Here is a 23,525-nt window from a genome sequence, read left to right as displayed (position 1 = left end):
GATTAGTTGTTCTCCTGGGCGTCCACGACGGCCACGGATGCCAGATTCACGATGTCCTTGACCTCGTCGCCGCGCTGGAGGACGTGGACGGGTTTGTTCATGCCGACGAGCATCGGCCCGATGGCTTCTGCACCGCCGAGGCGCTGCAGCAGTTTGTACGCGATGTTCCCCGCCTCTAAGTTTGGGAACACGAGTACGTTGGCCGACTTCTTCAGATCCGAGAACGAGTACGTCCCGTCGAGAATGCTCTTGACGACGGCGGTGTCGGCCTGCATCTCCCCATCGACCGGGAAATCGACCGCCGGGTCGGCGCGGAGCGTGCGGGCCGCGCGGCGGACCTTCGCCGTGCCCTCGTTGTCCACCGAACCGAAGTTCGAGTACGAGAGCAGGGCCGCACGCGGTTCGACGTTGAAGCGGCGTGCGAGCGTCGCCGTGTGCTTGGTAATCTCTGCGAGCACTTCTTCGGTTGGGTCCAGATTGACCGTGGTGTCCACGCAGAAGATGACGCGGTTCTTGAATGTGAGCATGTACACCCCGGCGGCGTAGTTGGCGTCTTCTGCCGTGCCGATGACCTGCAGCGGCGGGCGCAGCGCGGAGGGGTAGTGGTGGGTGAGGCCGGTGAGCATCGCGTCGGCGTCGCCCATCTCGACCATCACGCTGCCGAGGTAGTTGCCGTCGGCGATGAGTTCGTCCGCCTCACGCCGGGTGACGCCCTTGCGCCGACGCAGTTCGTAGAGACGCTCTGCGTACGGTTTCAGGTTGCTCTCGTCTGGGTCCACGATTTCGGGTTCGAATTCGAGACCGAGACGCTGGGCGGTCTGCCAGATTTCCTCCTGACTGCCGATGAGGATTGGCTCCGCGATGCCCTGCTCGACGAGCTGGTAGGCCGCGCGCACCATCTTCTCGTCGTCGCCTTCTGCGAGGACGACGCGCTTTGGGTCGAGTTTCGCCTTGTTGAGGACGACGCGCATCATCTCGCGGGACTTCCCGAGGCGCGCTTCGAGTTTCTCGACGTAGCGGTCGATGTCGAGGTCGATGCGAGCGGCGTCGCTCTTGATGGCCGCTTTCGCGACGGCCGGAGCCACCTCGAACAATACGCGCGGGTCGACCGGTTTCGGAATGATGTAATCCGGGCCAAACTGAATCGGCTGGTCGCCGTAGGCTTTGACCACGGCGTCGGGGACGTCCTGTCGGGCGAGGCGAGCGAGGGCTTCTGCGGCGGCGACCTTCATCTCCTCGTTGATCTCGCTGGCGCGCACATCGAGTGCGCCCCGGAAGATGAAGGGGAACCCGAGGACGTTGTTCACCTGATTCGGGTAATCAGAGCGCCCCGTCGCCATAATCACCGTGTCCTGACGGGCTTCCTTCGCGTCCTCGTAGGTGATTTCTGGGTCGGGGTTCGCCATCGCGAAGATGACGGGGTCGTTCGCCATCGACTGCACCATCTCCTGGCTCACGATGCCGGCGACTGAGAGGCCGACGAACACGTCTGCGCCTTCCATCGCGTCGGCGAGGTCGCCCTCAGGGATGTCGCGGGCGAATTGGCGTTTGTACTGGTTCACCTCGCCTGCCTCGGCACGTTGTTCGGTGATGATGCCCGAGGAATCGCACATGGTGATGTTCTCTTTTTTTGCGCCGAGTGAGACGTAGAACCGGGCGGTTGCGATGGCGCTCGCCCCAGCCCCGGAAAACACGATGTCGAGTTTGTCGATGTCCTTGCCCACCACGTCCGTCGCGTTGAGCAGGGCGGCCCCAGAGATGATGGCCGTCCCGTGCTGGTCGTCGTGGAACACGGGGATGTTCATCTCCTTTCGCAGGCGCTCCTCGATGGTGAAACACTCGGGGGCCTTGATGTCCTCTAAGTTGATGCCCCCGAACGTCGGTTCCATCGCCTTCGTCGCGGCGATGATGGCCTCCGGGTCATCGAGGTCGAGTTCGATGTCGAAGACGTCGATGTCGGCGAACCGCTTGAACAGCACGCCCTTGCCCTCCATCACCGGTTTCGAGGCCTGTGCGCCGATGTCCCCAAGGCCAAGCACCGCAGACCCGTTCGACACCACGCCCACCATGTTCCCCTTCGCGGTATAGGTGTAGGCGTCGTCGGGATTTTTCTCGATTTCGAGACACGGTGCGGCCACCCCGGGCGAGTACGCGAGGCTCAGGTCGCGTTGGGTGTTCGTTGGCTTTGTCGTCGAAATCTCCAGTTTGCCTGGCGGGTCGCGCTTGTGGTATGCGAGAGAATCCTCATCAAGTCCCATGGGTGTACTCCCGCAGGGTTCCCTAAAAAGCTATGCGAAGTCAGAGTTCGACGACTGTCGAAAACAGGGTGGGCCGCGGCAAACCTTACGCGAATCGGTCGTCGGTCGTGTCGCTATCGTCACCGTTCACGTCGCCCAGCGATTCTTCGTCATCCATCGGTCCGACTTCGTCCGTCGATTCATCTTCGGCCCGCACGGCCCGCCGCTGGGCCGGGATGAGGTCGAACTCGCCGTAAGAGTCGCCGAGCACGAACAGCGCGTAGTACCGGAAGAACACGGCAAATGGCACCTGCACGAACAGGATGTAGAGCAACACCAGCAGTCCGAGCGGAATGGCCAGGATGACGAGGAAGGCGAGCACTGCGGTGCTCAGGCCACCTGCCGCCGTGAATATCCCGAAGCCGAGTAGTGCCGCGATGCCGAGTACGGGCAACAATACGACGGCGAGTGCGATGGCGGCGAGGATGCCCGCAGCAAAACCGAGCAACCACCGGAGAATAACGAAGAGACCGTACTGCTTCCACTGAGCACGAAGAATTGGCCAGAAACGCCGCCACCCGGCGATTACGCCGAGGTCTTCGCGCATCATCACGGGGACGACGAAGTCCGTGGTGAGCGTGAGCCCGATACCGAGCAAGAGCGCGATGATGAGCAAGAACGGAATCAGGAGGATGAGAAACAGCGGCGAGAAGGCGAAGATGAACACTGCGCCGATTGCGAGAAACGGCGCGAGGATGAGCAAGACGAGGACGAGGGTGAACACGAACAGGCGCACGCCCTTTCCGAACCAGCGGTTGAACGGTCCGCGGATGCGGACTTCCTCGCTTCGCACGGCGTCCACGAAGACGAACTGGAAGACGGAACTAAACACTCCGAACAGAAGCGCGAGTAACCCGACGACGACGCCGATGACGAGCACGATGGCGAGAATGTCAACCTGCCCGTCGATGGGTGGAATCTCGCCGCCCGGTGTGTCTCCGGCTGGAACCGAGAAGTTCGTGCCACCCCCACCGCCGCTGACGCCGCCGATGAAGAAGACGATGAGCGCGAGTTTGAGCCACTTGCGGAAGTCGAACGGAAAGAGGAACTCTCGAGTCGCCTGAATGGAGTCCTCGATTCCGTCGATAGCGTACCACGACATGTCAGGTGAATCAAAAGTCACGCAGGGGTAAGAAGCTACCCCTGACCCGACTCGGACACATCTAAGTACTACCGGGACTGAGTTCCGACCAATGAACCTCCGTTACCGGCATCTGGCCGCCGTTACGGCGGGGCTGACCTACCTCCTCATCCTACTTGGGGTGTACACGAGTCTGATGGGCGCAGGAGCATCGTGCAGTTTGCAGTGGCCACTCTGTGACGGCGGCTTCCTGCCCCAGACCGCCGCCGGCTGGATCGAGTGGACCCACCGACTGGTCGCGATGATAACCGGCTTCTTCATCCTCGGGACGGCCTACGGCGCGTGGAAGCACAAATCCGACCCGCGCCTGAAGAAGGCCACCGCCGTCGCGACGGTGTTTCTCCCGACGCAGATTCTGCTCGGCGCAGTCACGGTGAAGGGCTACATCTGGTTCGGCAACATCCAGCACCTCGTCGTGCTCGCCCACCACGGAACGGCGATGATTATCTTCGCCGCAACCGTGGCCACGACGGCCTGGGCCTATTCGGCTGACAGGAGCGAGAAAACCACGGTTCCGTCACGCAATTCTGCCCCTGCAGACGACTAACATCACGAAACGTTATTATCTGTCAGGTGGCCTTTTTACTGCATGGACCGCAAGGTAGCTGCTGACATGGATCGCCGCGCATATCTGAAACTCGTCGGAGCCGGCGGAGCCGCCGGAATGATGGGTCTCGCTGGCTGTACCGGTGGCGGTGGGGACGGCACCACGACCACGACCGAAGACGGTGGCAACGGAACCACGACCACTGGTGACGGAAACGGCGACGTGACGACTATTACGCCCGGCACCGCGCCCGGATTCGCCCCCTTCGAGTTCAAGCAAGGCGACGAACTGGTCGGCTTCGACATCGACCTGACCGCGGCCGTCGTGGAGAACATGGACGGCTACGAACTCGGTGAGTGGCAGGAGTTCGAGTTCGCGTCGCTCATCCCCGCGCTCACGAGCGAGAACATCGACCTCATCGCCGCCGCGATGACGATAAACGACGAACGTAAACAGACGATTGCGTTCTCCGACCCCTACTACGAGGCAGACCAGTCGGTGCTCGTCGCCGCTGGCGGTGACTTCTCGCCGTCCTCGCTCGACGACCTGAACGGCCACCCGGTCGGGGCACAGAAGGGGACCACTGGCGAATCCATCGTTCAGGAACAGGTTCCGGACGCAACCTACCGCGGCTACGACAACTACGTCCTCGCGGTGCGTGACCTCGAGAACGGCAACGTAGACGCCGTCGTGCTCGACAAGCCGGTCGCCGAAAACTTCGCCTCGAACTCCAACGTCGAAGTCGCGTTCGTTGAGGAAACCGGCGAACAGTACGGCCTTGGTGTGCGCCAGGATTCAGACTTCCTCGACGCGCTCAATCAGGCGCTCGCCACCGTGCAGGACGACGGCACCTACGACGAACTCGTGAACAAGTGGTTCGGACAGGAATAAGCCAGTAGATGACAGCCACAGCCCCTATCTTGCAGGCGAGTGACTGGGCGTTCATCGCCGAGAACGCCGAGTTTATCATCGATGGGCTGGTGGTCACGATTCTGCTTACACTTTCGAGTATCACACTCGGGTTCCTCATCGGTTTTCCAGCTGGAGCCATCGAAGTGTACGGAAGCGGCCCGCTCAAGTGGGCCGTCGAGACGGCGGGTGTCGTCATTCGCGGCATCCCAATCGTCGTCATCCTCGTGTACATTTTCTTCGTGCTCTCGCTGAGTAACGACCCCTTCTGGGCGGCGACAATCGGGCTCGGCCTCCGTGGTGGGGCATATCAGTCGCAGATTTTCCGCGGTGCGTTCCAGAGCGTGTCGACCGGACAGATGGAAGCCGCGCGGTCGATTGGCCTCTCGCGTCTGCAGGCGATTCGCCACGTCATCGTCCCGCAGGCGCTCCGTCGGAGCGTCCCCGGATTCCAGAACGAGTTCACCATCGTGCTGAAAGACACGAGTGTCGCACTCGTGGTGGGGCTCTCCGAGATGCTCACGCGCGGCCGGGACCTCTACCTCCAGCCAGAGGGTGGGTCTGCCGTGCTCGAAGTGTTCTTGACCATCAGCGCCATCTACTTCGTCCTCACGTTCGTGACCAACCGCAGCCTCGACAAACTCAACGATTACTATGCAATTCCCGGAGGGAACTCACGATGACTGACCCACTGCTTCGCGTCGAAAACATCTCTAAGTCCTACGGCGACGAGGAGGTGCTTCGCGACATTAGCTTCGAGATGGACGCCGGTGACGTCGAAGTGCTCATCGGGCCGTCAGGCAGCGGGAAGTCTACGATGCTTCGGTGTGTGAACCGCCTCACCGAAATCGACTCAGGTGCTATCTATCTGGACGGCGAGGAAGTCACCGCACCCGGCTACGACGTGAACAAACTCCGCCGCGAAGTGGGTATGGTGTTCCAGGACTTCAACCTCTTTGCCCACCTCAAAGCCCGCGAGAACATCACGCTTGGCCTGCGGAAAGTCCGCGGCATGAGCAAGGAAGAGGCGAACGAACGGGCGATGCGACACTTAGAGCAAGTCGGTCTCGCCAATCAGGCGGACTCCTACCCGGCGCAACTCTCCGGCGGGCAGAAACAGCGCGTCGGCATCGCCCGGGCGCTCGCGATGGACCCAAAACTCATGTTGTTCGACGAACCGACGAGTGCACTCGACCCCGAACTCATCGGCGAGGTGCTCGCCGTCATGCGAAAACTCGCAGAAGAGGGCATGACCATGCTCGTTGTCACCCACGAGATGAGCTTCGCGCGTGAAGTGGCCTCCGGCATCTCGTTTCTCGCCGGTGGCTCGCTCGTCGAGCGCGGCCCACCCGAACAGCTGTTCAGGAACCCGGAACACGAACGCACCCGTCAGTTCCTGAGCCGCCTCTCGACGACGGAGTCACACGGATGAGCGACGCGGCGACCCGCCGAAACCGCCGCCAACTTCTCGGGCGAACAGGCCGACTGCTCGCCCTCGCCGTTGGCGTCCTCTTCTGGGGGTGGCTCATTGCCCGCTGGCTGAACGCGTGGCTGTTCTCCGGCGTGACGGGCATCGGCCCCGACGAGCCGTTCGTCTCACCCGGCATCTTCGCTGGCCTCGCGGAGACGTTCACCTCGACGGCCGCCATGCTCGGCCCGTTCGGCGGGCCGGTGAACCTCGTCGGCGAGTTGTTCCTCTACGCCGCCCAGACGCCGCAGGGACTTCCGCAACTCGCCGGTGCGGTGTGGCTCACCATCGTCCTCACCGTCCTCGGCCTCGCGTTCGGTCTCGTCATCGCGATTCCCCTCTCGGTCGCCCGCGTCTACGGCGGCCCATTCGCTCGGGGTATCGCACTTGGCTACATCGAGTTGATTCGCGGGACGCCGCTGCTCGCACAGTTGTTCGTCCTCCACTTCGGGACGGGGCTTTCGGGTTTCATCCGCGAGTTCCCCGGCGTCGGCCAGAGCATCATCCCCGACCAGTTCGTCTGGGTGGCCATCATCGGCTTTACCATCAACAGCGCGGCGTATCAGGCCGAGTATATCCGGTCTGCGCTGCTCTCGGTCGAAGCCGGCCAGCTGACGGCGGCCAGAGCGGTCGGCCTCTCGCAACTCGAAGCGATTCGCTACGTCGTGCTTCCACAGGGGCTTCGCTTTGCGATTCCTGGCTGGTCGAACGAGTTCGTCTACCTCATCAAGTACTCCTCGCTCGCGGCGTTCATCACCGTCCCCGAACTGTTCTTCACCTCCCAGGAACTCGCAACGGTCGGCTATCAGATTACCGTCGTCTACACGCTGGCGGCGCTCATCTATCTCGCGCTCGTCCTCTCTGCGTCGAAGCTGATGGGACGGGTCGAAGCAGTCGTCTCGATTCCGGGGCTTGGGCACGTCGAAGGACGAACCCACTGACCTCTTTCGTTTTAGAAGAAATCAGAGAGGCCAGACTGGGAGTCTGAACTCTCTTTCTCGCTGTCGTCGTCCGCGCTCGCTTCGTCTTCTTCGTCAGCCGTCTCCTCGTCTGCTTCCGGTTCCATCTCGGTGCGGTGTGCGCCCTCGAACGCCCCTCCCGAGTGCTCGACTGCCTGTGCTTCCTTCAGTTCTTCTGCGTCTTCGATGATGCCCTGGACCTTGTTCGTGTCCTTGCCACTGCCCGTGAGGAAGGAGAGGTGGTCTGCGTCGAGGTTGTACCGCGCTGCAACTGCCACCGTCAGGTCTCGGTTCTTGCAGTGGTAGGTCATCCCCGCGAGATACGGCAGGATGTCCCGGCGGGCGGTGCCCATCGAGACGCCGCTCGTCTCGGCGATTTTCTGGGCGATGTAGTCACGCTTGTTCCGGGTGCCCTTCGAGCGACCGAGTTTCGACCAGTAACTCGGCGGTCCGTAGCGCGTCCACCCGCCTTTCGTGCCGTTGCGCGAGGCGGCGACGCCCGCCGTCATGTTGTCGCCCGCGTAGCGCCAGTAGGAGTAGTTCTGGGTCTTGCGAACCCGCCCGAGCCAGATGTCCGCCTTTCCGAGGTGGTCGTAGGCGTCTGCGAGTTCCTCGCCCGCGTAGTCTTTGGGCATGTTGTCCTCGATCCAGTTGATGAGGTCGTCGGGCGTCTCGTCTACGTCGTAGGACTGTTTGAGCGCCTCCTCCGCGCCGAGCTTCTTGATAACGTTGTCGAGGTAGTCGAAGATGCCCGTAGACCGGTCGCGCTCGCCCGTGACGACCTTGTCCGCGGTCAGGCGGTCGGTCGATTCGGCGAGTGCCTGCAGGTCGTTTACCGCCCCACGGAGGTCGCCCTTGTTCGCCTCCGCTATCTTTTCGAGCGCCTCGTCCTCGAACTCGACGTCCTCCTTGCGACAGATGTCCCGGAGGACGGGCACGATAGAGCGCATCCGCACGTCGCGAAACTGGATGTTCTCACAGGCGTTGCGAAGCGAGTTCGACATGTCGTAGTACTCGTTGGCGATGAGCACCATGGGCTGGCTCGCTTCCTTTACGAGCCGCGTGAGCGCCCGCGCCCCGCCGCGATCTGCGTTGCCGTGGATGTTGTCGGCTTCGTCTAAGATGATGAGTCGTCGCTCCGCCGCGCCCGTCTGGGTGAGCGTTCCGCTCTTTGCGGCCTCGCCCGCGACCCGCTCGATGACGCTCGCCGTCCGCTGGTCAGAGGCGTTGAGTTCGATGGTGTCCCACCCGAAGTCCGCGGCGAGCGCGTGGACCGCGGACGTCTTGCCGACGCCGGGACTGCCGTGGACGATGGCGGCTTTCCGGTGTGAGTCCCAGCCCTGTGCCCACTCCTTGAGTTCGGTTCTGGCACTGTCGTTGCCGCGAACTTCAGAAAGCGTCTTCGGGCGGTACTTCTCCGTCCAATCCATTGACGCAGGGTACGCGCGAGCGGCGTTTAGTGGTTGCGGAGTCCCGGTTACCCACCCGAAAAAACAGTGTCCGCGCTGTTCAGACCGCTGGCGTCGCGTCCGCGCGGAGTTGTGCGCCGAGGGCGACCCACGCCGCACCGAAGGGCGCGCCGAATGCGAGCCACGCGAGGTCGATTCCGATGACGGTTCCGAGCGCGCTCAGAGCGACGAGCCCACCGATGAACAGGGGCAGGTTGACGACGAGCAGACCCGCACCGAGGCGCGAGACGCCAGCACGCCAGAGGACGATGCCGTAACCCGTCGCGAGGATGAGCGTGGCGAACATCGCGAGTCCCCAGATAGTCCCGCCGAGCGTCGCGCCCTCCTGGGTGGGGTCGACGAGCGTCGGGGCCAGGACGTTCATCGCGCTGCCGACGATCATGGTCGCGAGCGTGAGCGTTATGAGGTAGACGAGCGCCGTCCCGACCCGACCGTACTGCTGGCTAAAGCGGGAGTGGACCGCCCAGAGGCCGACTGCGATGAGGCCGTAGGCCGTGATGGCGACGAGGCCGAGCAGCCAGTAGAGCGACCCACCCGGCGAAATCGCCGGAATCGTGTTTTCGAGATAGGTGAGCGCGTAGAGAACGCCGCCCACGATGGCCGCGAGGCCAGCGATGCGCACCCGGTCTGTCGTCCACGCGGACGACGGAAGGGTGACTGATTCGGTTTGAACCATAGTGAAACCTCTGTGCCCGACTCGGGAGTCGCGTTTCAGTACCCGACCACCGTTCGAGTCACCGTGAATATCTACCGCTCAGATAATAAACACTATTCTCGATTTTTGACCCGATACGGGAGAATTCGGCGTTTTCGGGGGCTGGCGCCTGTCCTGAGCGCGTCGCGTCCACTCCACCCGAGCGAGTTACGCGTTCTCCCGGTCGACGTGAATTTCGTGGGCCTCCACGTCTTCTAACGCGGCGACCTGTCCGCCCACTTCGACGGGGCCGTCTGCGGTTTCGACCACGAGGTGTGCCGTCTTTCGGCTGTCTCCGAACGACGCTTCGACGACGGTTCCCTCGACGAGGCGGCTCTTCCCGGATTCGACGTCCCGGCCGCGAATCGTTGCGTAGAACGTCTCGTCGCGACCAAGCAGGTCGCTCACGCAGCGACGAATCGTGGCGTACCGGCGGGGGAAGGGCCGGTCTTCTGCCTGTTCAGCGACGGGTTCTGCCGTCGTCCACAGGAGCGTGTTGAAAAAGCCAGAGACGAGGAAGCCGAGTGCAGAGCGGTTGAAGATGACGCCGTAGCGGTCTGCGTCCTGCCCATCGGTGAGCGCTTCGCGCGGGGCGTACACTGAATAGTTGCCGTCGGCGACGGCGATGATTGGCGTCGTGATGCCGCTTCGGGCCTGCACCGTCGTCGCCACCGAATTGTAGTCGTAGGACTCCGCGCTCGGTAACTCGCGACTCGGTGAGAGTAGGAGGTCGATGGTGACGCCGTCATCGATTTTCGCGGCGAGCGCGTCCTCGAACGTCGCGAGGAGGTCGGGCGAGAGCGAGAGGATGAGTTCGTATTCGGCCGTCTGAATGACGTCTTCGAGGTAGCGGTTTATCGTCGCGCTGGATTTCACCAGTGACGCGGCCTCGGTCTGGCGTTTCGGCGCGGTATAGAGGTCTTCGAGGCCCGTCACGACGGATTCGAGCGAGGTGCGGTAGTCGGCAAACGCCTCTTCGGGGTCGATGGCGAGGACGCGAAGCGGTCTGGTCTCCTGGAGTTCGACCAGTCCGTGGTCGCTCAGCGTGCGGACGGTGTCGTAGACGCGTGGCTGGGGGATGTCCGTGTACTCAGAAATCTCCGACGCCGTCACCTCGCCGTGTTCGAGGATGGTGAGATACGCTCTCGTCTCGTACTCTCCGAAGGAGAATCGCGAGGAAAGCGCCTCTAGCGAGCGATAGAGGTCCGTGGTCATGCTATTGCGATGTTTTCGCGGCTAAATCAGTGTGTTCATTCGTGCCACGAGAGGGGTGCCGGCTATCGGTCTGCGACCGGAATGACCTCTACCAGCGAGTGGATTGGCACGTCAGCGATTTCCCCGACGCCTTCCTTGTCCACGAGGACGACGCCAGCGACGGGGGTGCCACCCGCCTCACGGACGGCCTCGATGGTCTCGCGCATCGTCGTCCCGCTCGTGATTGTGTCGTCGACGACGAAACAGCGTTCGCCTTCGACGGCGGTGAAGTTCCGTGAGAACGACCCGCTCGTCTCCGCCTCGTCGTCGTCCCACTGGTGTTTCGCCGGGGCGTAGGCGGCGAGCGACGTCTCCAGTTGTTGGGCGACGGCCGTTCCGAGGGGAACGCCGGCCTTTTCGATGCCCACCGTGACTGTGGCGTCCGCGGCCTCCGTGGCGAGGACGTTTGCCATCGCGGCGCTCACCTGCGATAGGCGGGTGTTGTGCTGGCCGATCGTGCTCCAGTCGACGTGCACGTCGTCCGCGCCGGTCGATTCTGGGGTTGGCTGCTCGTCGGTCGCACTTCGGGAGACGAGCCAACTGGCCGTCCGCCGCGAGACGTTCAGTTCGTCTGCGATTTCGCCCTTCGAGAGGCCGTTTTCGGTCAACTGCGCTGCGTTTTCGATGAGGTCGTCGATGTTCTTCATAGCTGGTCGAATTCGATTGCGGTCTTGATGGTTCGTTCGTCGGTTCGGAAGGCCTTCTGGTACGAGTCGAGGTCGTACACGCCGGTGACGAGGTCTGAGCAGAACCACTCGGGGAGCGAATCGAGCGTCTCGGTTGCGGCTTCGAAGTGCTGACGGCCCGAGTTCACGCTTCCGACGAGCGCCTTGTTCTGGAGGACGAACTCGCGGTGAAGGTCGCTCCCGGCGACTTCGAAGTCCCAGCCGCCGGCGGGGACGCCGAGGAGCGCGCCGACGCCGTTGGGCGCGAGCGCCTCGATGGTCTCGAAGGCGTGTTTGGCGTAGCCGGTCGCCTCGTAGACGAGGTCCATCGCCTCGTACGCGCGCGGAATCTCGGAAACTGGTGTCTCTCGCGAGTCGATGTAGGTCGCCCCCAGTTTCTCGATGATGTCGATAGTCGGGTCCGGCCGGTCGCGCTTGCCGAGGCAGTAGGTCGAATCGTAGTCAGAGAGCATCGCGAGCGTGAGCAGGCCGAGCGACCCGTTCCCGAGGACGAGAGCGCTCTCCGGAGTCCATTCGAACGACGCGCGAGACGCGGCGGCGAGTTCCAGCGCCTTCTCGGTGATGCTAATCGGTTCGACGAGGAAGCCAAATTCGGCGAGATGGTCGGGGATGGGAACGAGGTATTCGACGTGACTCGTGAAGTATTCGGCCATGAAGCCGTCGCCGCCGTCGATGCCGCGTTCTACGTACTCCCCGGGTGGGGCCATGTCGGCCTCGCCGCGGTCGAAGTAGGCGTTCGACTCGCCGACTGCGGGCGGGCGGCGCACGGTCGGGACCACCACGTCACCGGCCGAGAGGGCGGCGTCTTCGGGGGCCGTTTCGACCACGCCGACGGCCTCGTGGCCGAGGACGAGCGAATCGGCTCCGGCCGGGAAGCCGCCGTGGCCACCGCTCAGCACCTCATGGTCGGTGCCGTCTACGCCCACGCGGAGGGTCCGGACGAGTGCCTCGCCGGGCCCAGCCTCCGGTTTTGGCCGCTCCACCAGCCTCGGTCGTTGTTCCCCTTTGCGAACGGCGATGGCGTGCATGGGAACGTGTAGGACCCCCAGGGATAAAATATTTATTCTATTCCGAGTAAGTATTTTCCACGCCGAAAGCTGGATGATGGCGACAACCGTGCGCCTATATAGCACGACACAGAACTCATGACAGACCATCGACCGCACGCCGGAGATTTACAAATGGAACGCTACGACAGACTGTACGACCTCTACGACCGCGTCGATACCGCGACCCTGCGGGCCTATCAGGAGTTCGTCGACCTGTTCCCGATGGTCGATTCGATGGTCGCCCTCGAATACTGGGAGGAGGCCCAGGAGGAACTCACTGACCGGAAATCGAAGATTAGCGAGACGTATCCCGAGGGTGAAACCTTCGCGGAAATCGCCGCCTACGCAGAGCGCGAACAGGCGTTTACCGCCCTCGACCTCTTCAACAAGTACGAACGCGGCGTGAACGTACTCGTCCTCGACGTAGACGAGACGCTCCGCAGCGCGGGCGAGACGGACAACGAGATTCCCCGCGAAACGCTCCACGTGCTCACCGAGTTCTACGAACGCGGCGTCCCCATCGTCATCTGCACGGGCCAGACCTTAGAGAACGTGAAAGGATTCATGATCCAGGGTCTGGGCAACGAACTCGTCCACTCGGGCGATTTCAGCATCGTCTACGAGGGCGGCACGGGCGTCTTCACGCCGGGCCACGGGGCGGACACGAAGCAGTTGCTGTACGAGGATTTAGACGCAGCCATCACCAGCGTGTTCGACGAGGTTCTCACCCGAGTGCTGCCCGAGGCCCCAGAGCGGCTCCGGCGTGGTTGTCACCTGCAGGGCAACGAGTTCAACGTCACCCTCAAACCGAACTACGACATTGGGAGCGACCAGGCCGTCGAAATCATCGACGAGGCACTCGTCTACCTGCTCGACCTGCTCGGAGAGGCGACGGCTGGCGAGGCGGGCAGCGAGTGGGCACGTGCCTACTACGCCGACGCCGACCCGGAGATTCACGAGGTGCTCGCCGCCCACGACGCACTCGTCGAGAGAGACCCGGCGGATGCCCCCGCCGAGGTGCGCGAAACGCTCGACCGAATCGACGTCGGTTACTACGAGGGCGACGCCGTCGAAATCGTGAGCCGCGAGCTGAACAAGGTAACCGGTGTCCGCGCCGCCTTCGACGTGCTCTCGGTGGACGACCCGTTCGCCCTCGTGATGGGCGACAGCAAGAGCGACCTCCGGGTGATGGAGTGGGTGGCAGACAACGACTGTGGCATCGCCGCCGCACCCGAACACGCCTCAGAGCGCGTTCTCGACCACGTTAGGCAAACGGACGAACTCGTCTTCCCCGAAGGCGTCGCCGGCGACATCCTCTGGACCGTCCACGCACTGAACCGACTCGCAGCGTAACCGACCGATACCATGCACGAACACGAACGACGAACCGAATCAGGAGACCCACTGGGCCTCCACGGGGTCGTACCACCGACGGTCACGGCCTTCCACGACGACGAATCGCTCGACGAACAGACAACTGCCGCCCACGCCCGCTACGTCGTCGACCGCGGCGCACACGGCGTGTTCCCTCTCGGGACGAACGGCGAGTTCCCGCTGCTCACTCCCGACGAACGGGAACGGGCGCTCGACGCCGTCGTCACGGAAGTCGGCGGCGACGTGCCGGTCATCGCAGGCGTCGGCGCACCGAGCACCCGCGAAACCGTCCAGAACGCCCGGGCGGCCGCGGATGTGGGCACAGACGCCCTCGTCGTCGTCACGCCCTTCTACTTCCCGCTCGACCACGACGCGGCGGTGACCCACTACCGACGAGTCGCAGAAGCCACCGACCTCCCGGTGTACATCTACCACATCCCCGGGCGGACCGGAAACGCGCTGTCGCTCGACACCCTCGCCGACCTCGCGTCCATCGAGAACGTCGCCGGCCTCAAGGATTCGAGCAAGGACGTGCCGTGGCTCACGCAGGCCATCGACGCGAACCCGAACCTCACGTTCTTCGTCGGGTCTGACTCCCTGCTGTTCTCGGGGCTCTCACTGGGCTGCCACGGGATGGTGAGCGCCGTGGCGAACGTCTTCCCGGAACTCGTCTGCGACCTCTACGACGCCCACGAAGCGGGCGACCTGTCCCGGTCGCGCGACCTCCAGCGCACCGTCTTCGGCGTCCGGCGGGCGCTCAAGTCCGGCCCGTACATGGCGGGCGTAAAGACGGCCCTCCGCCTTCGCGGCTTCGACGCCGGGCCGCTTCGCTCGCCGCTTCGCACCATGGACGACGCCCAGCAGGCGTCGCTCGAATCGAAACTTTCCGAACTCGAACTGCTGTAACCGAGACAAATGACACGAGACTACGCAACACTGCACGACCCGAACTCAGAATACACGATGCGCGAACTCTCATCGGCGACGATGGGGCTCGCGAACGACCGCGGCCCGCGCGACGTCGAAATCACGGACGTTCAGACCACGATGGTCGACGGCAACTTCCCGTGGACGCTCGTCCGCATCTACACCGACGCGGGCGTCGTCGGCACGGGCGAAGCTTACTGGGGCGCGGGCGTCCCCGAACTCGTCGAACGCATGACGCCGTTCGTCGTTGGCGAGAACCCACTCGACATCGACCGCCTCTTCGAGCATCTCGTCCAGAAGATGTCTGGCGAAGGGTCGCTCAGCGGCGTGACCGTCACTGCCATCTCCGGCATCGAAATCGCCCTGCACGACCTCGCGGGCAAACTGCTCGACGTGCCAGCCTACCAGTTGCTCGGCGGCAAGTACCGCGACGAAGTGCGCGTCTACTGTGATTGCCACGCGGGCGACGAGAGCGAACCCGAGAGCAACGCCGCGGAGGCAGAACGCGTCGTCGACGAACTCGGATACGACGCGCTGAAGTTCGACCTCGACGTGCCCTCCGGCCACGAGAAAGACCGCGCGAACCGCCACCTTCGAGGGCCGGAAGTCGAGCACAAGGCCGAAATCGTCCGTGCCGTGACCGAGCGAATCGGCGACCGCGCCGATGTGGCCTTCGACTGCCACTGGACGTTCTCGGGCGGGAGCGCAAAGCGCCTCGCTCGCGCCGTCGAGGACTGCGACATCTGGTGGCTCGAAGACCCCGTCCCACCGGAGAACCACGACGTCCAGCGCGAAGTCACCCAGTCCACGACGACGCCAATCGCCGCCGGCGAGAACGTCTACCGCAAGCACGGCCACCGCCGACTCTTAGAGGAGCAGGCGGTGGACATCATCGCCCCCGACCTGCCGAAGGTTGGCGGGATGCGCGAAACGCGGAAGATTGCGGACATGGCCGACACCTACTACGTGCCCGTCGCCATGCACAACGTCTCCTCGCCCGTCGCGACGATGGCGAGCGCGCAGGTCGGGGCGGCCATCCCGAACTCGCTGGCCGTCGAGTTCCACTCCTACCAGCTCGGCTGGTGGTCGGACCTCGTCGAGGAGACGGTCATCAGCGACGGCCGCATCGAGATTCCAGAACGACCCGGCCTCGGCCTCACCCTCGACCTCGATACCGTCGAGGAACACATGGTCGAGGGTGAGACCCTCTTCGACGAAGCATGAGCGACCTCGTGACGTTCGGCGAGACGATGCTCCGTCTCTCACCGACGCCCGGCGACCGCCTCGAAACCGCAGACTCGCTCGACATGCGAATCGGCGGCGCAGAGAGCAACGTCGCCGTGACGGCCCAGCGCCTCGGCCTGGATTCGACGTGGCAGTCCGGACTCCCGGACTCCCCGCTCGGCCGGCGAGTCGTCAACGAGTTGCGCCAGCACGGCCTCGCCGTGGACATCTCGTGGCAGACCAGCGAGGCTGCGAGACAGGGTCTTTACTTCATCGAACCCGGCGGCGCACCTCGCGGCACGGACGTCATCTACGACCGCAAAAACGCCGCCGTGACCACGGTGACGACGGACGACATCGACGTAGACAGTATCCATGGGGCGAAGGCGTTCTACACGAGCGGTATCACGCCAGCGCTCTCGGACACCCTGCGTGAGACCACCGCCGAACTGCTCGACGCCGCACAGGCGGCGAACACGACGACGGCGTTCGACCTGAACTACCGGTCGAAACTCTGGACGCCCGCAGAAGCGAAGGAGGCGTTCGACGACCTCCTCCCGAAAGTGGACGTGCTCGTCGCGGCAAAACGCGATGCGGCGACCGTCCTCGGGTTCGAGGGTGATGCAGAAACCGTCGCCCGCGACCTTACAGCGGCGTACGATTTCGAGACGGTCGTGGTCACCCGCGGCGAGGAGGGCGCACTCGCCATCGCAGACGGCGAGGTTTTCGAACAACCCGTCTACGAGGCGGACACGCTCGACCCAATCGGGACGGGCGACGCCTTCGTCGGCGGCCTGCTCACGAAACTCGTCGAAGGCGAGTCGGTAGCAGGCGGCCTCGCGTTCGGGGCGGCCGCCGCGGCGCTCAAACGAACCATCAGCGGAGACGTGGCCGCCATCACCCGCGCCGAGGTCGAACGCGTCATCGACGCGGGTGCGGCGGACATCTCTCGATAAGTCAGACGTCGCCGATTTCGGGGTTCCAGACGGGAGTTTTTGGGGCTTCGAGCCGTTCGATTTTCTCGTCGCTCAGGGACACTTCGAGTGCGTTCACACTCTCTTCTAGGTGCTGGACGGTTCGCGGTCCGATAATGGGCGCATCGACCACTTCCTTGTGCAACAACCACGCGAGGCTGACCTGCGATTCCGTCACGCCCTTCTCTTCGGCCACGGTCCGTACTTCGTCCAGTACGGTCCAGTTCTCCTCGGTGAATCGCTTTTGCATGAACTCGTCGCCAGCGGCCCGTCCCTCGGTGACATCCGCACCTCGTTCGTACTTCCCAGTGAGGAATCCTCCGGCCAGCGGTGACCACGGGACGACGCCAATACCTTCACTCCGACAGGTCGGGAGCACGTTCGCTTCTTCGTGGCGGTCGACGAGGTTGTACTCTGCCTGCATCGAGACGAACCGCTCGAAGTTGTTCAGGTCACTCTCGTAGAGTGCTTTCGTGAATTTCCAGGCGGGCATCGTACTCGCACCCACGTACCGGACTTTGCCCTGGCTGACGAGGGTATCGAGTGCCGAGAGCGTCTCCGTGATGGGCGTCTCGTCGTCCCAGCGGTGAATCTGGTAGAGGTCGATGTAGTCGGTTCCGAGACGGTCGAGACTGGCTTCGACCTGTTCTAAAATGTGGCGGCGCGAGAGGCCCTGCCCGTTCGGTCTGTCGGCCACCTTGCCAAACACTTTCGTCGCGAGGACCACCTCGTCACGACGACCAGACAGTGCCTCGCCGACGATTTCCTCGCTCTCGCCGTGTGAGTAGACGTTCGCCGTATCGAGGAAGTTGATGCCGAGTTCGAGGGCACGGTCGATTACGTCGTGGCTCTGTTCGTGGTTGTTTATCATCCACGGTTGACCAGACCCGAAGTTCATGCACCCGAGGCACAGTCTCGAAACTTCGAGTCCGGTTTCACCGAGCGTCGTGTATTCCATCGCACTCATACAAATTACACTACTCTTGGACGAGTAAAAATTATAGGCTACTTCTGCTGTCAGCGACGACGGTTCTGGAACACTCGAACTGCCTCGCGGGTCGGCAACGCGGTAATCGCGCCGGGTTCCGTCGTCGTGAGGGCGGCGACGGCGTTCGCGAATTCGAGTACCGACTCCGGCGCGGTTTCGCCACGCGCTAACTGCGACAGCACGCCCGCGACGAAGGCGTCGCCAGCGCCGGTCGTATCGACCGCATTCACCGGGTAGCCAGGGTGGGTCGTGACCGTCTCGCCCCACGGCGCGTCGGCCGTCGAGACGACGCGAGAGCCACCTTCGCCAATCGTCAGAAATGCGGTGTGTGGCCCCGCTCGCGTGAGGTTCTTTGCTACCACCATCGGACTCTCGTCGTGAAACGCCGTCACAGTGAGGTCCTCGACGGAAGTCTTGACCACGTCTACGAGTCCGACCATGCGCTCGATGACCTGCTCGAACTCTTCGTCACTCTCCCAGAGTTCGGGGCGGTAGTTCGGGTCGAAGACGACCGAACAGTCCTGTTCACGGGCGCGTTCGACCAACCTGAAGGCGGCCGACCGTGCCGGTTCCGCAGCGAGAATGACGCCGCCGACGTACAGCCACGCGCAGTCTGCGAGCGTGTTATCGCCGACTCGCTCTTGCGGGAGAACCGTGTCTGCCGTGTGATCGCGGTAGAACGTGAAGTCGCTGCCAGCGGATTCGTCGTGGCTCACGAACGCGAGGGTCGTCTTTCGCTCCTCGTCGCGCGTCACGAACTCCGTGGGGACGCCGTTTTCTGCGAGCGTCTCCGCGAGAAACTCTCCGAACGGGTCGGTCGAGAGATTGCTGAGGAAGTACGGCGCGGTTTCCAGTTGGGAGAGGGCGATGGCGACGTTCGCGGGTGCGCCCCCGGCGCGGCGGCTAAACGATTCGACTTCACCGAGGGGGCCTGCGGATTCGGGGAGGAAATCGACGAGCGTCTCGCCCGCGACGAGGATGGTCGGCGTGGTCATGTGCTCAGACAGACACTCGTTCCCCGCGCTCGTCACTCTTCTCGATGGCGTCGAGGACGCGCTGGACGGCCAGGCCGTCGGCGAAACTCGGCGCGAACGTGCCGCCTTCCGCGACGGTCGAGAGGAACTCGTAGTTCTCGTGGATGAAGGTGTGTTCCCACCCGATGACGTGGCCGGGCGGCCACCAGGCGTCGATGTAGGGGTCGTCTTCGTCCGTGACGAGAACCGTCTCGTAGCCCCGGTTTCCCTCGCAGAGCACCTCTAACTCGTTCAATCGTTCGAGCGAGAAGCGGAGGCTTCCCGCAGAACCGTGAATCTCGATGTGGTGGTCGTTCTTGTGACCGGTAGCGAACCGAGAGGCTTCGAACGTCCCGACAGCGCCGTTCTCGAATTCGGCCTGCGCGGTGTACGCGTCGTCCACGGTGACGGGGCGCGTTTCGTCGCTGCCCTCTACAGGTCGCTCCTCGACGAACGTTTTCAGGTTTCCACTCACGCTGGCGAGGTCGCCAACGAGGAAGTGCGCGAGGTCCACGGTGTGTGCACCGAGGTCGCCGAGCGCGCCGCTGCCGGCCAGTTCCGCGTCGTTGCGCCACGACCACGGAGCCTCGGGGTCCGCGAGCCAATCTTGCAGGTAGGTCCCCCGAAAGTGACGAATCTCACCGAGTTCGCCCGCGTCGATGAGTCGCTTTGCGTACTGGATGGCCGGGACGAACCGGTAGTTGAACGCACACCCGGCGAGCGCGTCGCTGTCCGAGGCCGACGTGGCCATCGCCGTCGCGTCCGCGGTGGTCGTCGCGAGCGGTTTTTCACAGAACACGTGCGTCCCCGCGTCGAGGGCGGCGATGGAGGGTTCTGCGTGCAGGTGGTTCGGGCCGAGGTTGTAGAACACGTCCACCTCCTCGACCACGTCCCGCCAGTCGGTGGCGGTGCGAGCGAAGCCGAAGCGGTCTGCCGCCTCGGAGAGCGCCTGCTCGTCGCGCCCGACCAGCACGTCGCGTTCGATTTCGGGGGCGTCCGGGAAGAACATGGGCAGGCGAGCCAGCGCGTTCGCGTGGGCCTTGCCCATGAATCGATAGCCGAGGATGCCGATTTGGAGGCTCATTCCGCCCAGTACGCCTCGCCGGGTTGGGTCTCGAAGACGGCACGCTGGAGCACGTCGACGGCCTTTTCGAGGCCTTCGCGGGAACTCGTGAGCGCGTCTTCGTGTTCGATGCTGAGTGCGCCGTCGTAACCGACCATCCGGAGGGTGCTGACCACGTCTTTCCAGTGGGCCTCACCGTGGCCGTAACCCACGGACCGAAACAGCCACGCGCGCTCTGTCTGCTGGTCGTAGGGAGTCATGTCGAAGACGCCTTTCGTCCGGGCGTTTGCCTCGTACACCTTCGTGTCCTTGGCGTGGACGTGGTGGATGGCGTCGTCTTCGCCGAGGAATCGGATGGCCTCGGTCACGTCGATGCCCTGCCAGTAGAGGTGCGAGGGGTCGAAGTTCGCGCCGATGCGCTCGTTCGTGGCGTCACGGAGCCGTTGCATCCCGTGGGGTTCGTAGACGAGCATGTTCGGGTGCATCTCGATGGCCACGTCCACGCCCTGTTCGTCCGCGTAGTCGGCGAGGTCGGTCCAGTAAGCGATGGCGACCTCCCACTGGTAGTCGTGGGCGTCCGAGTGCTCGGTCGGCCACGGCGCGGTCACCCAGTTCGGGACCTCGTCGTTCGGGCCGCCGGCTGGCAGTCCCGAGAAGCAGGTGACGGTCCCGACGTCGAGTTGTGCGGCGAGGTCGATGGCTTCGCGCAGTTCTTCGTCTGCGCGGGCCGCGTGGTCGTCGTCCGGGTGGATGGGATTGTTGTGCGTCGCGAGTGCGCTCATCCGGAGGTCGTGGTCTGCGAGGAGGCCGTGTAACTCGGCCTGTGCGTCCTCGTCGTCGAGGTACTGGTCTCGGGAGAGGTGGTCGTCGCCGGGGTTGCCACCACAGCCGAGTTCGACGGCCCCGACGCCGATGTCGGCTAAGTACGCGAGGGTGTCTGCGAGCGATTCGTCGCCGAATGGAACGGTGAGTACGCCAATATCCATGAGTGTGTACTGTGAGTAGTCGTCTGTCGATTCTTCAGTCGAGTCGGACGGCCCGCTGTTCTGCGTCAGAGCGGTAGATGCCGTCGATGATTCGCTGGACTGCGAGCGCCTGGTCGACCGTGTTTCGCTGCGGTGGGTCGCCGGTCCCCACCGCCTCCAGGAACGTACGGTCTTCTGCCTTGTGAAGGTCGATGTCGGTCGTCTCGATGGTCGAATCCGAGAAGTGGTCGATGCCGGCCCGCCCGGTCTCGAAGATTTCGAGGGCGCCGGTCTCGCGGTCGAAGTGCGCCCCGGCGTTCGAACCGTCGATGTGGAAGCCGTGATTCTTCCGCCGGTTGGTCGCCCACGCGACTTCGAGCGAGATGGTCTTGCCGTCGGCACACCGGATGAGTGCGGTAGCCGCGTCTTCGACGTCGAACCCACTCGCGCCGGCGTCTTCGCCCCACATCTCCAAGTAGGCGTAGTCGTCGCGCGACCCGAACTCGGCGTGGGTCGTGCCCGAAACTTCAACCACCTCGGGGAAGTCCAGAAAGTACATCGCGAGGTCGATGGCGTGGACGCCGATGTCGATGAGCGACCCGCCACCGGCGATTTCCTTGGTCGTGAACCACGACCCGCGTCCTGGCACGCCACGTCGGCGGACGTAGTTCGCCTCGACGTGGTTCACCTCGCCAAAGCGCCCTGCTCGCTGGTAGGATTTGAACACCTCCACGGCGGGCGCAAAGCGGTTGTTGAAGCCGACCATGCAGAAGCCGTCTGCGTCGTGGGCCGCTTGCGCGATTCGCTCTGCGCTTTCGAGCGTGTGGGCGAGTGGCTTCTCGAGGAGCACGTCGTAACCGGCTTCGAGCGCCGCGACGGCGTACTTCTCGTGGTACTTGTTCGGGGTGGTGATGACGATTGCCTCTACGTCCGTGTCGATGAGTTCGACGAAACTCGCGTACGTATCGACGTCGTACTTTCGAGCGAACGACTCACGGGCGGGTTCGCTCACGTCGACGCCGGCGACGATGTTGTGGCCGAGTTCCGTGATACGCTCTGAGTGATGATTGCCGATGCCGCCGAGACCGACGATACCGACGTTTACGGGTGCTTCGATAGAGTCTGTCATGTGGGGGTGAAACGAAATTTGTTCAGTATAACTGCTGTCGTTGGTCGTCGTGCTGTGCAGGTTGGTCGTCCGCGTCGCTTTCCTCGCGCTGCCCTCGAAGGGCCAACAGCGCCGGAATGAAGCGGTTCTTCAGGTCGCGGGCGAACGAGACGATGCCGTAGGCCCAGAAGAAAAACAGGAGTGTTCCACCGGCGAGGTAGAACCACCCGGCCGTGGTCACCACGGTCAGCGTCCCTCCATCTGGTCGCCCGAAATCCAGCCGTCGCCGCCGGGCAGTCCGTGTAGGAGCGCGTCTCCGGTCTTTCCGGAGAAGAGGTGCGCTCGCGTTCGGTCGATGACGACTTCGACGCGCTCGTCGGCCTCGATGTCGGCGTCCGGGTCGACGCTCATCAGGAGTTGCGAATCTGCATCCGGGTCCATGCCCTCGACCGAGCGACCCTCCGGCGTGAGGTAGACGAAAATCTCGTCGCCCATCGGCTCGAGCACGTCCGTCTCCATCGCTATCGGCTCCGTTTTGGCGGGCACGTCACCGGCGGCTTCGGCGAGGTGCACGTCCTCCGGACGCACGCCGAAGGTAAACTGGTCGCCTTCGTCGGCGTCGAGCGGTGCATCGTCGAGTGAGACGTCGAACACCTCGGTTTCGAGCGTGTCGCCGTGAACCGTCCCGTCGAGGAAGTTCATGCTCGGCGACCCGATGAACCCGGCGACGAACCGGTTTGCCGGTTCGTTGTAACAGTCGAGCGGGGGCGCACATTGCTGGAGTTCGCCGTCGTTCAACACGGCGATGCGGTCCGACATCGTCATCGCTTCAGCCTGGTCGTGGGTGACGTAGATGATAGTCGTGTCGAGTTCCTTGTGCAATCGCTGGAGTTCCGTCCGCATGTGGACGCGGAGTTTGGCGTCCAGATTCGCGAGCGGTTCGTCCATCAGGAACACGGCGGGTTCGCGCACGATGGCGCGGGCGATGGCGACGCGCTGGCGCTGGCCGCCGGACATCTCGTCGGGCATCCGGTCTAACATCCCTTCCAGCTGGACGATTTCCGCGGCACGTTCGACGCGGCGGTCGATTTCCGCCTTGTCGTACTTGCGAAGGCGGAGGCCAAACGAGATGTTGTCGTAGACGTCCATGTGGGGGAACAGCGCGATGTTCTGGAACACCATCGCGATGCCCCGGTCCTTTGGCGGGAGGTTCGTGACCTCGTGACCGGCGATGGCAATCTCGCCGTCTGACGGCATCGTCAGCCCGGCGATCGTTTCGAGCGTGGTCGATTTGCCACAGCCAGACGGTCCGACGAGCGTGACGAACTCGCCGTCTTCGATTTCTAGGTTCACATCGTCGACGGCGACGACGTCGCTGTACTGCTTTGCTACGCTATCGAGTGTGACTTTTCCCAT

23 protein-coding genes are annotated in these 23,525 nt (G+C 63.5%); 9 read left to right on the top strand and 14 right to left on the bottom strand.

Annotation, left to right across the window (positions count from 1 at the left end):
- Positions 1-2 precede the first annotated feature (2 nt).
- Both P0648_RS13255 and P0648_RS13250 read right to left on the bottom strand, forming a co-directional pair.
- The gene (locus tag P0648_RS13255) at positions 3-2,258 is read right to left on the bottom strand and encodes an NADP-dependent malic enzyme (RefSeq protein ID WP_277504275.1); all 2,256 of its coding nucleotides are present in this window, start codon (positions 2,256-2,258) and stop codon (positions 3-5) included.
- An 85-nt stretch (positions 2,259-2,343) separates the two neighbouring features.
- The gene (locus P0648_RS13250; protein WP_277504273.1) at positions 2,344-3,399 is read right to left on the bottom strand and encodes a hypothetical protein; all 1,056 of its coding nucleotides are present in this window, start codon (positions 3,397-3,399) and stop codon (positions 2,344-2,346) included.
- Positions 3,400-3,490: 91 nt separating this feature from the next.
- Between P0648_RS13250 and P0648_RS13245 the strand changes: the two genes are divergently transcribed.
- From P0648_RS13245 to P0648_RS13225, 5 genes are read left to right on the top strand one after another with little or no spacing between them, the layout of a single operon-like run.
- Positions 3,491-3,985 carry a heme A synthase gene (locus P0648_RS13245; RefSeq protein ID WP_276246793.1) on the top strand — a complete coding sequence of 165 codons (495 nt, stop codon included), beginning with the start codon at positions 3,491-3,493 and terminating at the stop codon, positions 3,983-3,985.
- Between the two features lie 42 nt (positions 3,986-4,027).
- Positions 4,028-4,876 carry a basic amino acid ABC transporter substrate-binding protein gene (locus tag P0648_RS13240; protein ID WP_277504270.1) on the top strand — a complete coding sequence of 283 codons (849 nt, stop codon included), beginning with the start codon at positions 4,028-4,030 and terminating at the stop codon, positions 4,874-4,876.
- Positions 4,877-4,884: 8 nt separating this feature from the next.
- Positions 4,885-5,577, top strand: a complete 693-nt coding sequence (locus P0648_RS13235) for an amino acid ABC transporter permease (RefSeq protein WP_276246795.1) — start codon at positions 4,885-4,887, stop codon at positions 5,575-5,577.
- Positions 5,574-6,326 (top strand): amino acid ABC transporter ATP-binding protein, encoded by a 753-nt coding sequence (locus P0648_RS13230; protein ID WP_276246796.1) that lies wholly within the window; start codon positions 5,574-5,576, stop codon positions 6,324-6,326. Before P0648_RS13235 ends, P0648_RS13230 begins: the two co-directional genes overlap by 4 nt.
- Positions 6,323-7,303 carry an amino acid ABC transporter permease gene (locus tag P0648_RS13225; protein WP_276246797.1) on the top strand — a complete coding sequence of 327 codons (981 nt, stop codon included), beginning with the start codon at positions 6,323-6,325 and terminating at the stop codon, positions 7,301-7,303. Before P0648_RS13230 ends, P0648_RS13225 begins: the two co-directional genes overlap by 4 nt.
- 11 nt (positions 7,304-7,314) lie before the next feature.
- Here P0648_RS13225 and P0648_RS13220 read toward each other — a convergent pair whose 3' ends face one another.
- From P0648_RS13220 to P0648_RS13200, 5 genes are all read right to left on the bottom strand, one after another.
- Positions 7,315-8,751: a replication factor C large subunit gene (locus P0648_RS13220; RefSeq protein WP_276246798.1), complete on the bottom strand. Its 1,437-nt coding sequence runs from the start codon at positions 8,749-8,751 to the stop codon at positions 7,315-7,317.
- A gap of 79 nt (positions 8,752-8,830) precedes the next feature.
- Complete coding sequence (locus P0648_RS13215; protein ID WP_277504267.1) at positions 8,831-9,466, bottom strand: hypothetical protein; 636 nt, start codon at positions 9,464-9,466, stop codon at positions 8,831-8,833.
- Between the two features lie 186 nt (positions 9,467-9,652).
- Positions 9,653-10,699, bottom strand: a complete 1,047-nt coding sequence (locus P0648_RS13210) for an HTH-type sugar sensing transcriptional regulator TrmB (RefSeq protein ID WP_276246800.1) — start codon at positions 10,697-10,699, stop codon at positions 9,653-9,655.
- 62 nt (positions 10,700-10,761) lie between these two features.
- Entirely contained in the window at positions 10,762-11,385 is a 624-nt protein-coding gene (gene gfcR, locus P0648_RS13205; protein WP_276246801.1) for a transcriptional regulator GfcR, read from the bottom strand.
- A complete protein-coding gene (locus P0648_RS13200) occupies positions 11,382-12,452 on the bottom strand; it encodes a glucose 1-dehydrogenase (RefSeq protein WP_277504266.1) in 1,071 nt (356 codons plus the stop codon). The genes gfcR and P0648_RS13200 overlap by 4 nt, the downstream gene beginning before the upstream one ends.
- A gap of 153 nt (positions 12,453-12,605) precedes the next feature.
- Here P0648_RS13200 and P0648_RS13195 point away from each other — a divergent pair, with 153 nt between their 5' ends.
- The 4 genes from P0648_RS13195 to kdgK1 are packed head-to-tail and all read left to right on the top strand — an operon-like array spanning position 12,606 to position 16,954.
- The gene (locus tag P0648_RS13195; RefSeq protein WP_276246802.1) at positions 12,606-13,826 is read left to right on the top strand and encodes an HAD hydrolase family protein; all 1,221 of its coding nucleotides are present in this window, start codon (positions 12,606-12,608) and stop codon (positions 13,824-13,826) included.
- Between the two features lie 12 nt (positions 13,827-13,838).
- Positions 13,839-14,753, top strand: coding sequence for a dihydrodipicolinate synthase family protein (locus P0648_RS13190; protein ID WP_276246803.1), 915 nt, complete (start codon positions 13,839-13,841; stop codon positions 14,751-14,753).
- Positions 14,754-14,762: 9 nt separating this feature from the next.
- Positions 14,763-15,998: a mandelate racemase/muconate lactonizing enzyme family protein gene (locus tag P0648_RS13185; RefSeq protein ID WP_276246804.1), complete on the top strand. Its 1,236-nt coding sequence runs from the start codon at positions 14,763-14,765 to the stop codon at positions 15,996-15,998.
- Complete coding sequence (gene kdgK1 / locus P0648_RS13180) at positions 15,995-16,954, top strand: bifunctional 2-dehydro-3-deoxygluconokinase/2-dehydro-3-deoxygalactonokinase (RefSeq protein ID WP_277504264.1); 960 nt, start codon at positions 15,995-15,997, stop codon at positions 16,952-16,954. The genes P0648_RS13185 and kdgK1 overlap by 4 nt, the downstream gene beginning before the upstream one ends.
- A gap of 1 nt (position 16,955) precedes the next feature.
- On the opposite strand, the gene P0648_RS13175 is transcribed toward kdgK1, so the two are convergent.
- The 7 genes from P0648_RS13175 to P0648_RS13145 are packed head-to-tail and all read right to left on the bottom strand — an operon-like array spanning position 16,956 to position 23,525.
- Positions 16,956-17,930, bottom strand: a complete 975-nt coding sequence (locus tag P0648_RS13175; RefSeq protein ID WP_369685684.1) for an aldo/keto reductase — start codon at positions 17,928-17,930, stop codon at positions 16,956-16,958.
- A gap of 59 nt (positions 17,931-17,989) precedes the next feature.
- The gene (locus P0648_RS13170; protein ID WP_276246806.1) at positions 17,990-18,955 is read right to left on the bottom strand and encodes a carbohydrate kinase; all 966 of its coding nucleotides are present in this window, start codon (positions 18,953-18,955) and stop codon (positions 17,990-17,992) included.
- Positions 18,956-18,959: 4 nt separating this feature from the next.
- Entirely contained in the window at positions 18,960-20,057 is a 1,098-nt protein-coding gene (locus P0648_RS13165; RefSeq protein ID WP_276246807.1) for a Gfo/Idh/MocA family protein, read from the bottom strand.
- On the bottom strand, positions 20,054-21,022 hold the full coding sequence (locus P0648_RS13160) for a sugar phosphate isomerase/epimerase (RefSeq protein WP_276246808.1): 969 nt from the start codon (positions 21,020-21,022) through the stop codon (positions 20,054-20,056). Before P0648_RS13160 ends, P0648_RS13165 begins: the two co-directional genes overlap by 4 nt.
- A gap of 34 nt (positions 21,023-21,056) precedes the next feature.
- Positions 21,057-22,130 (bottom strand): Gfo/Idh/MocA family protein, encoded by a 1,074-nt coding sequence (locus P0648_RS13155; protein ID WP_276246809.1) that lies wholly within the window; start codon positions 22,128-22,130, stop codon positions 21,057-21,059.
- A gap of 22 nt (positions 22,131-22,152) precedes the next feature.
- Positions 22,153-22,350, bottom strand: coding sequence for a hypothetical protein (locus P0648_RS13150; protein WP_276246810.1), 198 nt, complete (start codon positions 22,348-22,350; stop codon positions 22,153-22,155).
- A 5-nt stretch (positions 22,351-22,355) separates the two neighbouring features.
- On the bottom strand, positions 22,356-23,525 hold the full coding sequence (locus P0648_RS13145) for an ABC transporter ATP-binding protein (RefSeq protein WP_276246811.1): 1,170 nt from the start codon (positions 23,523-23,525) through the stop codon (positions 22,356-22,358).

The sequence above is a fragment of the Haladaptatus sp. DYSN1 genome (assembly GCF_029489995.1).
In the GTDB taxonomy this organism is placed as follows: Archaea; Halobacteriota; Halobacteria; order Halobacteriales; family Halococcaceae; genus QDMS2.
This window is presented reverse-complemented; position numbering and strand designations above follow the sequence as displayed.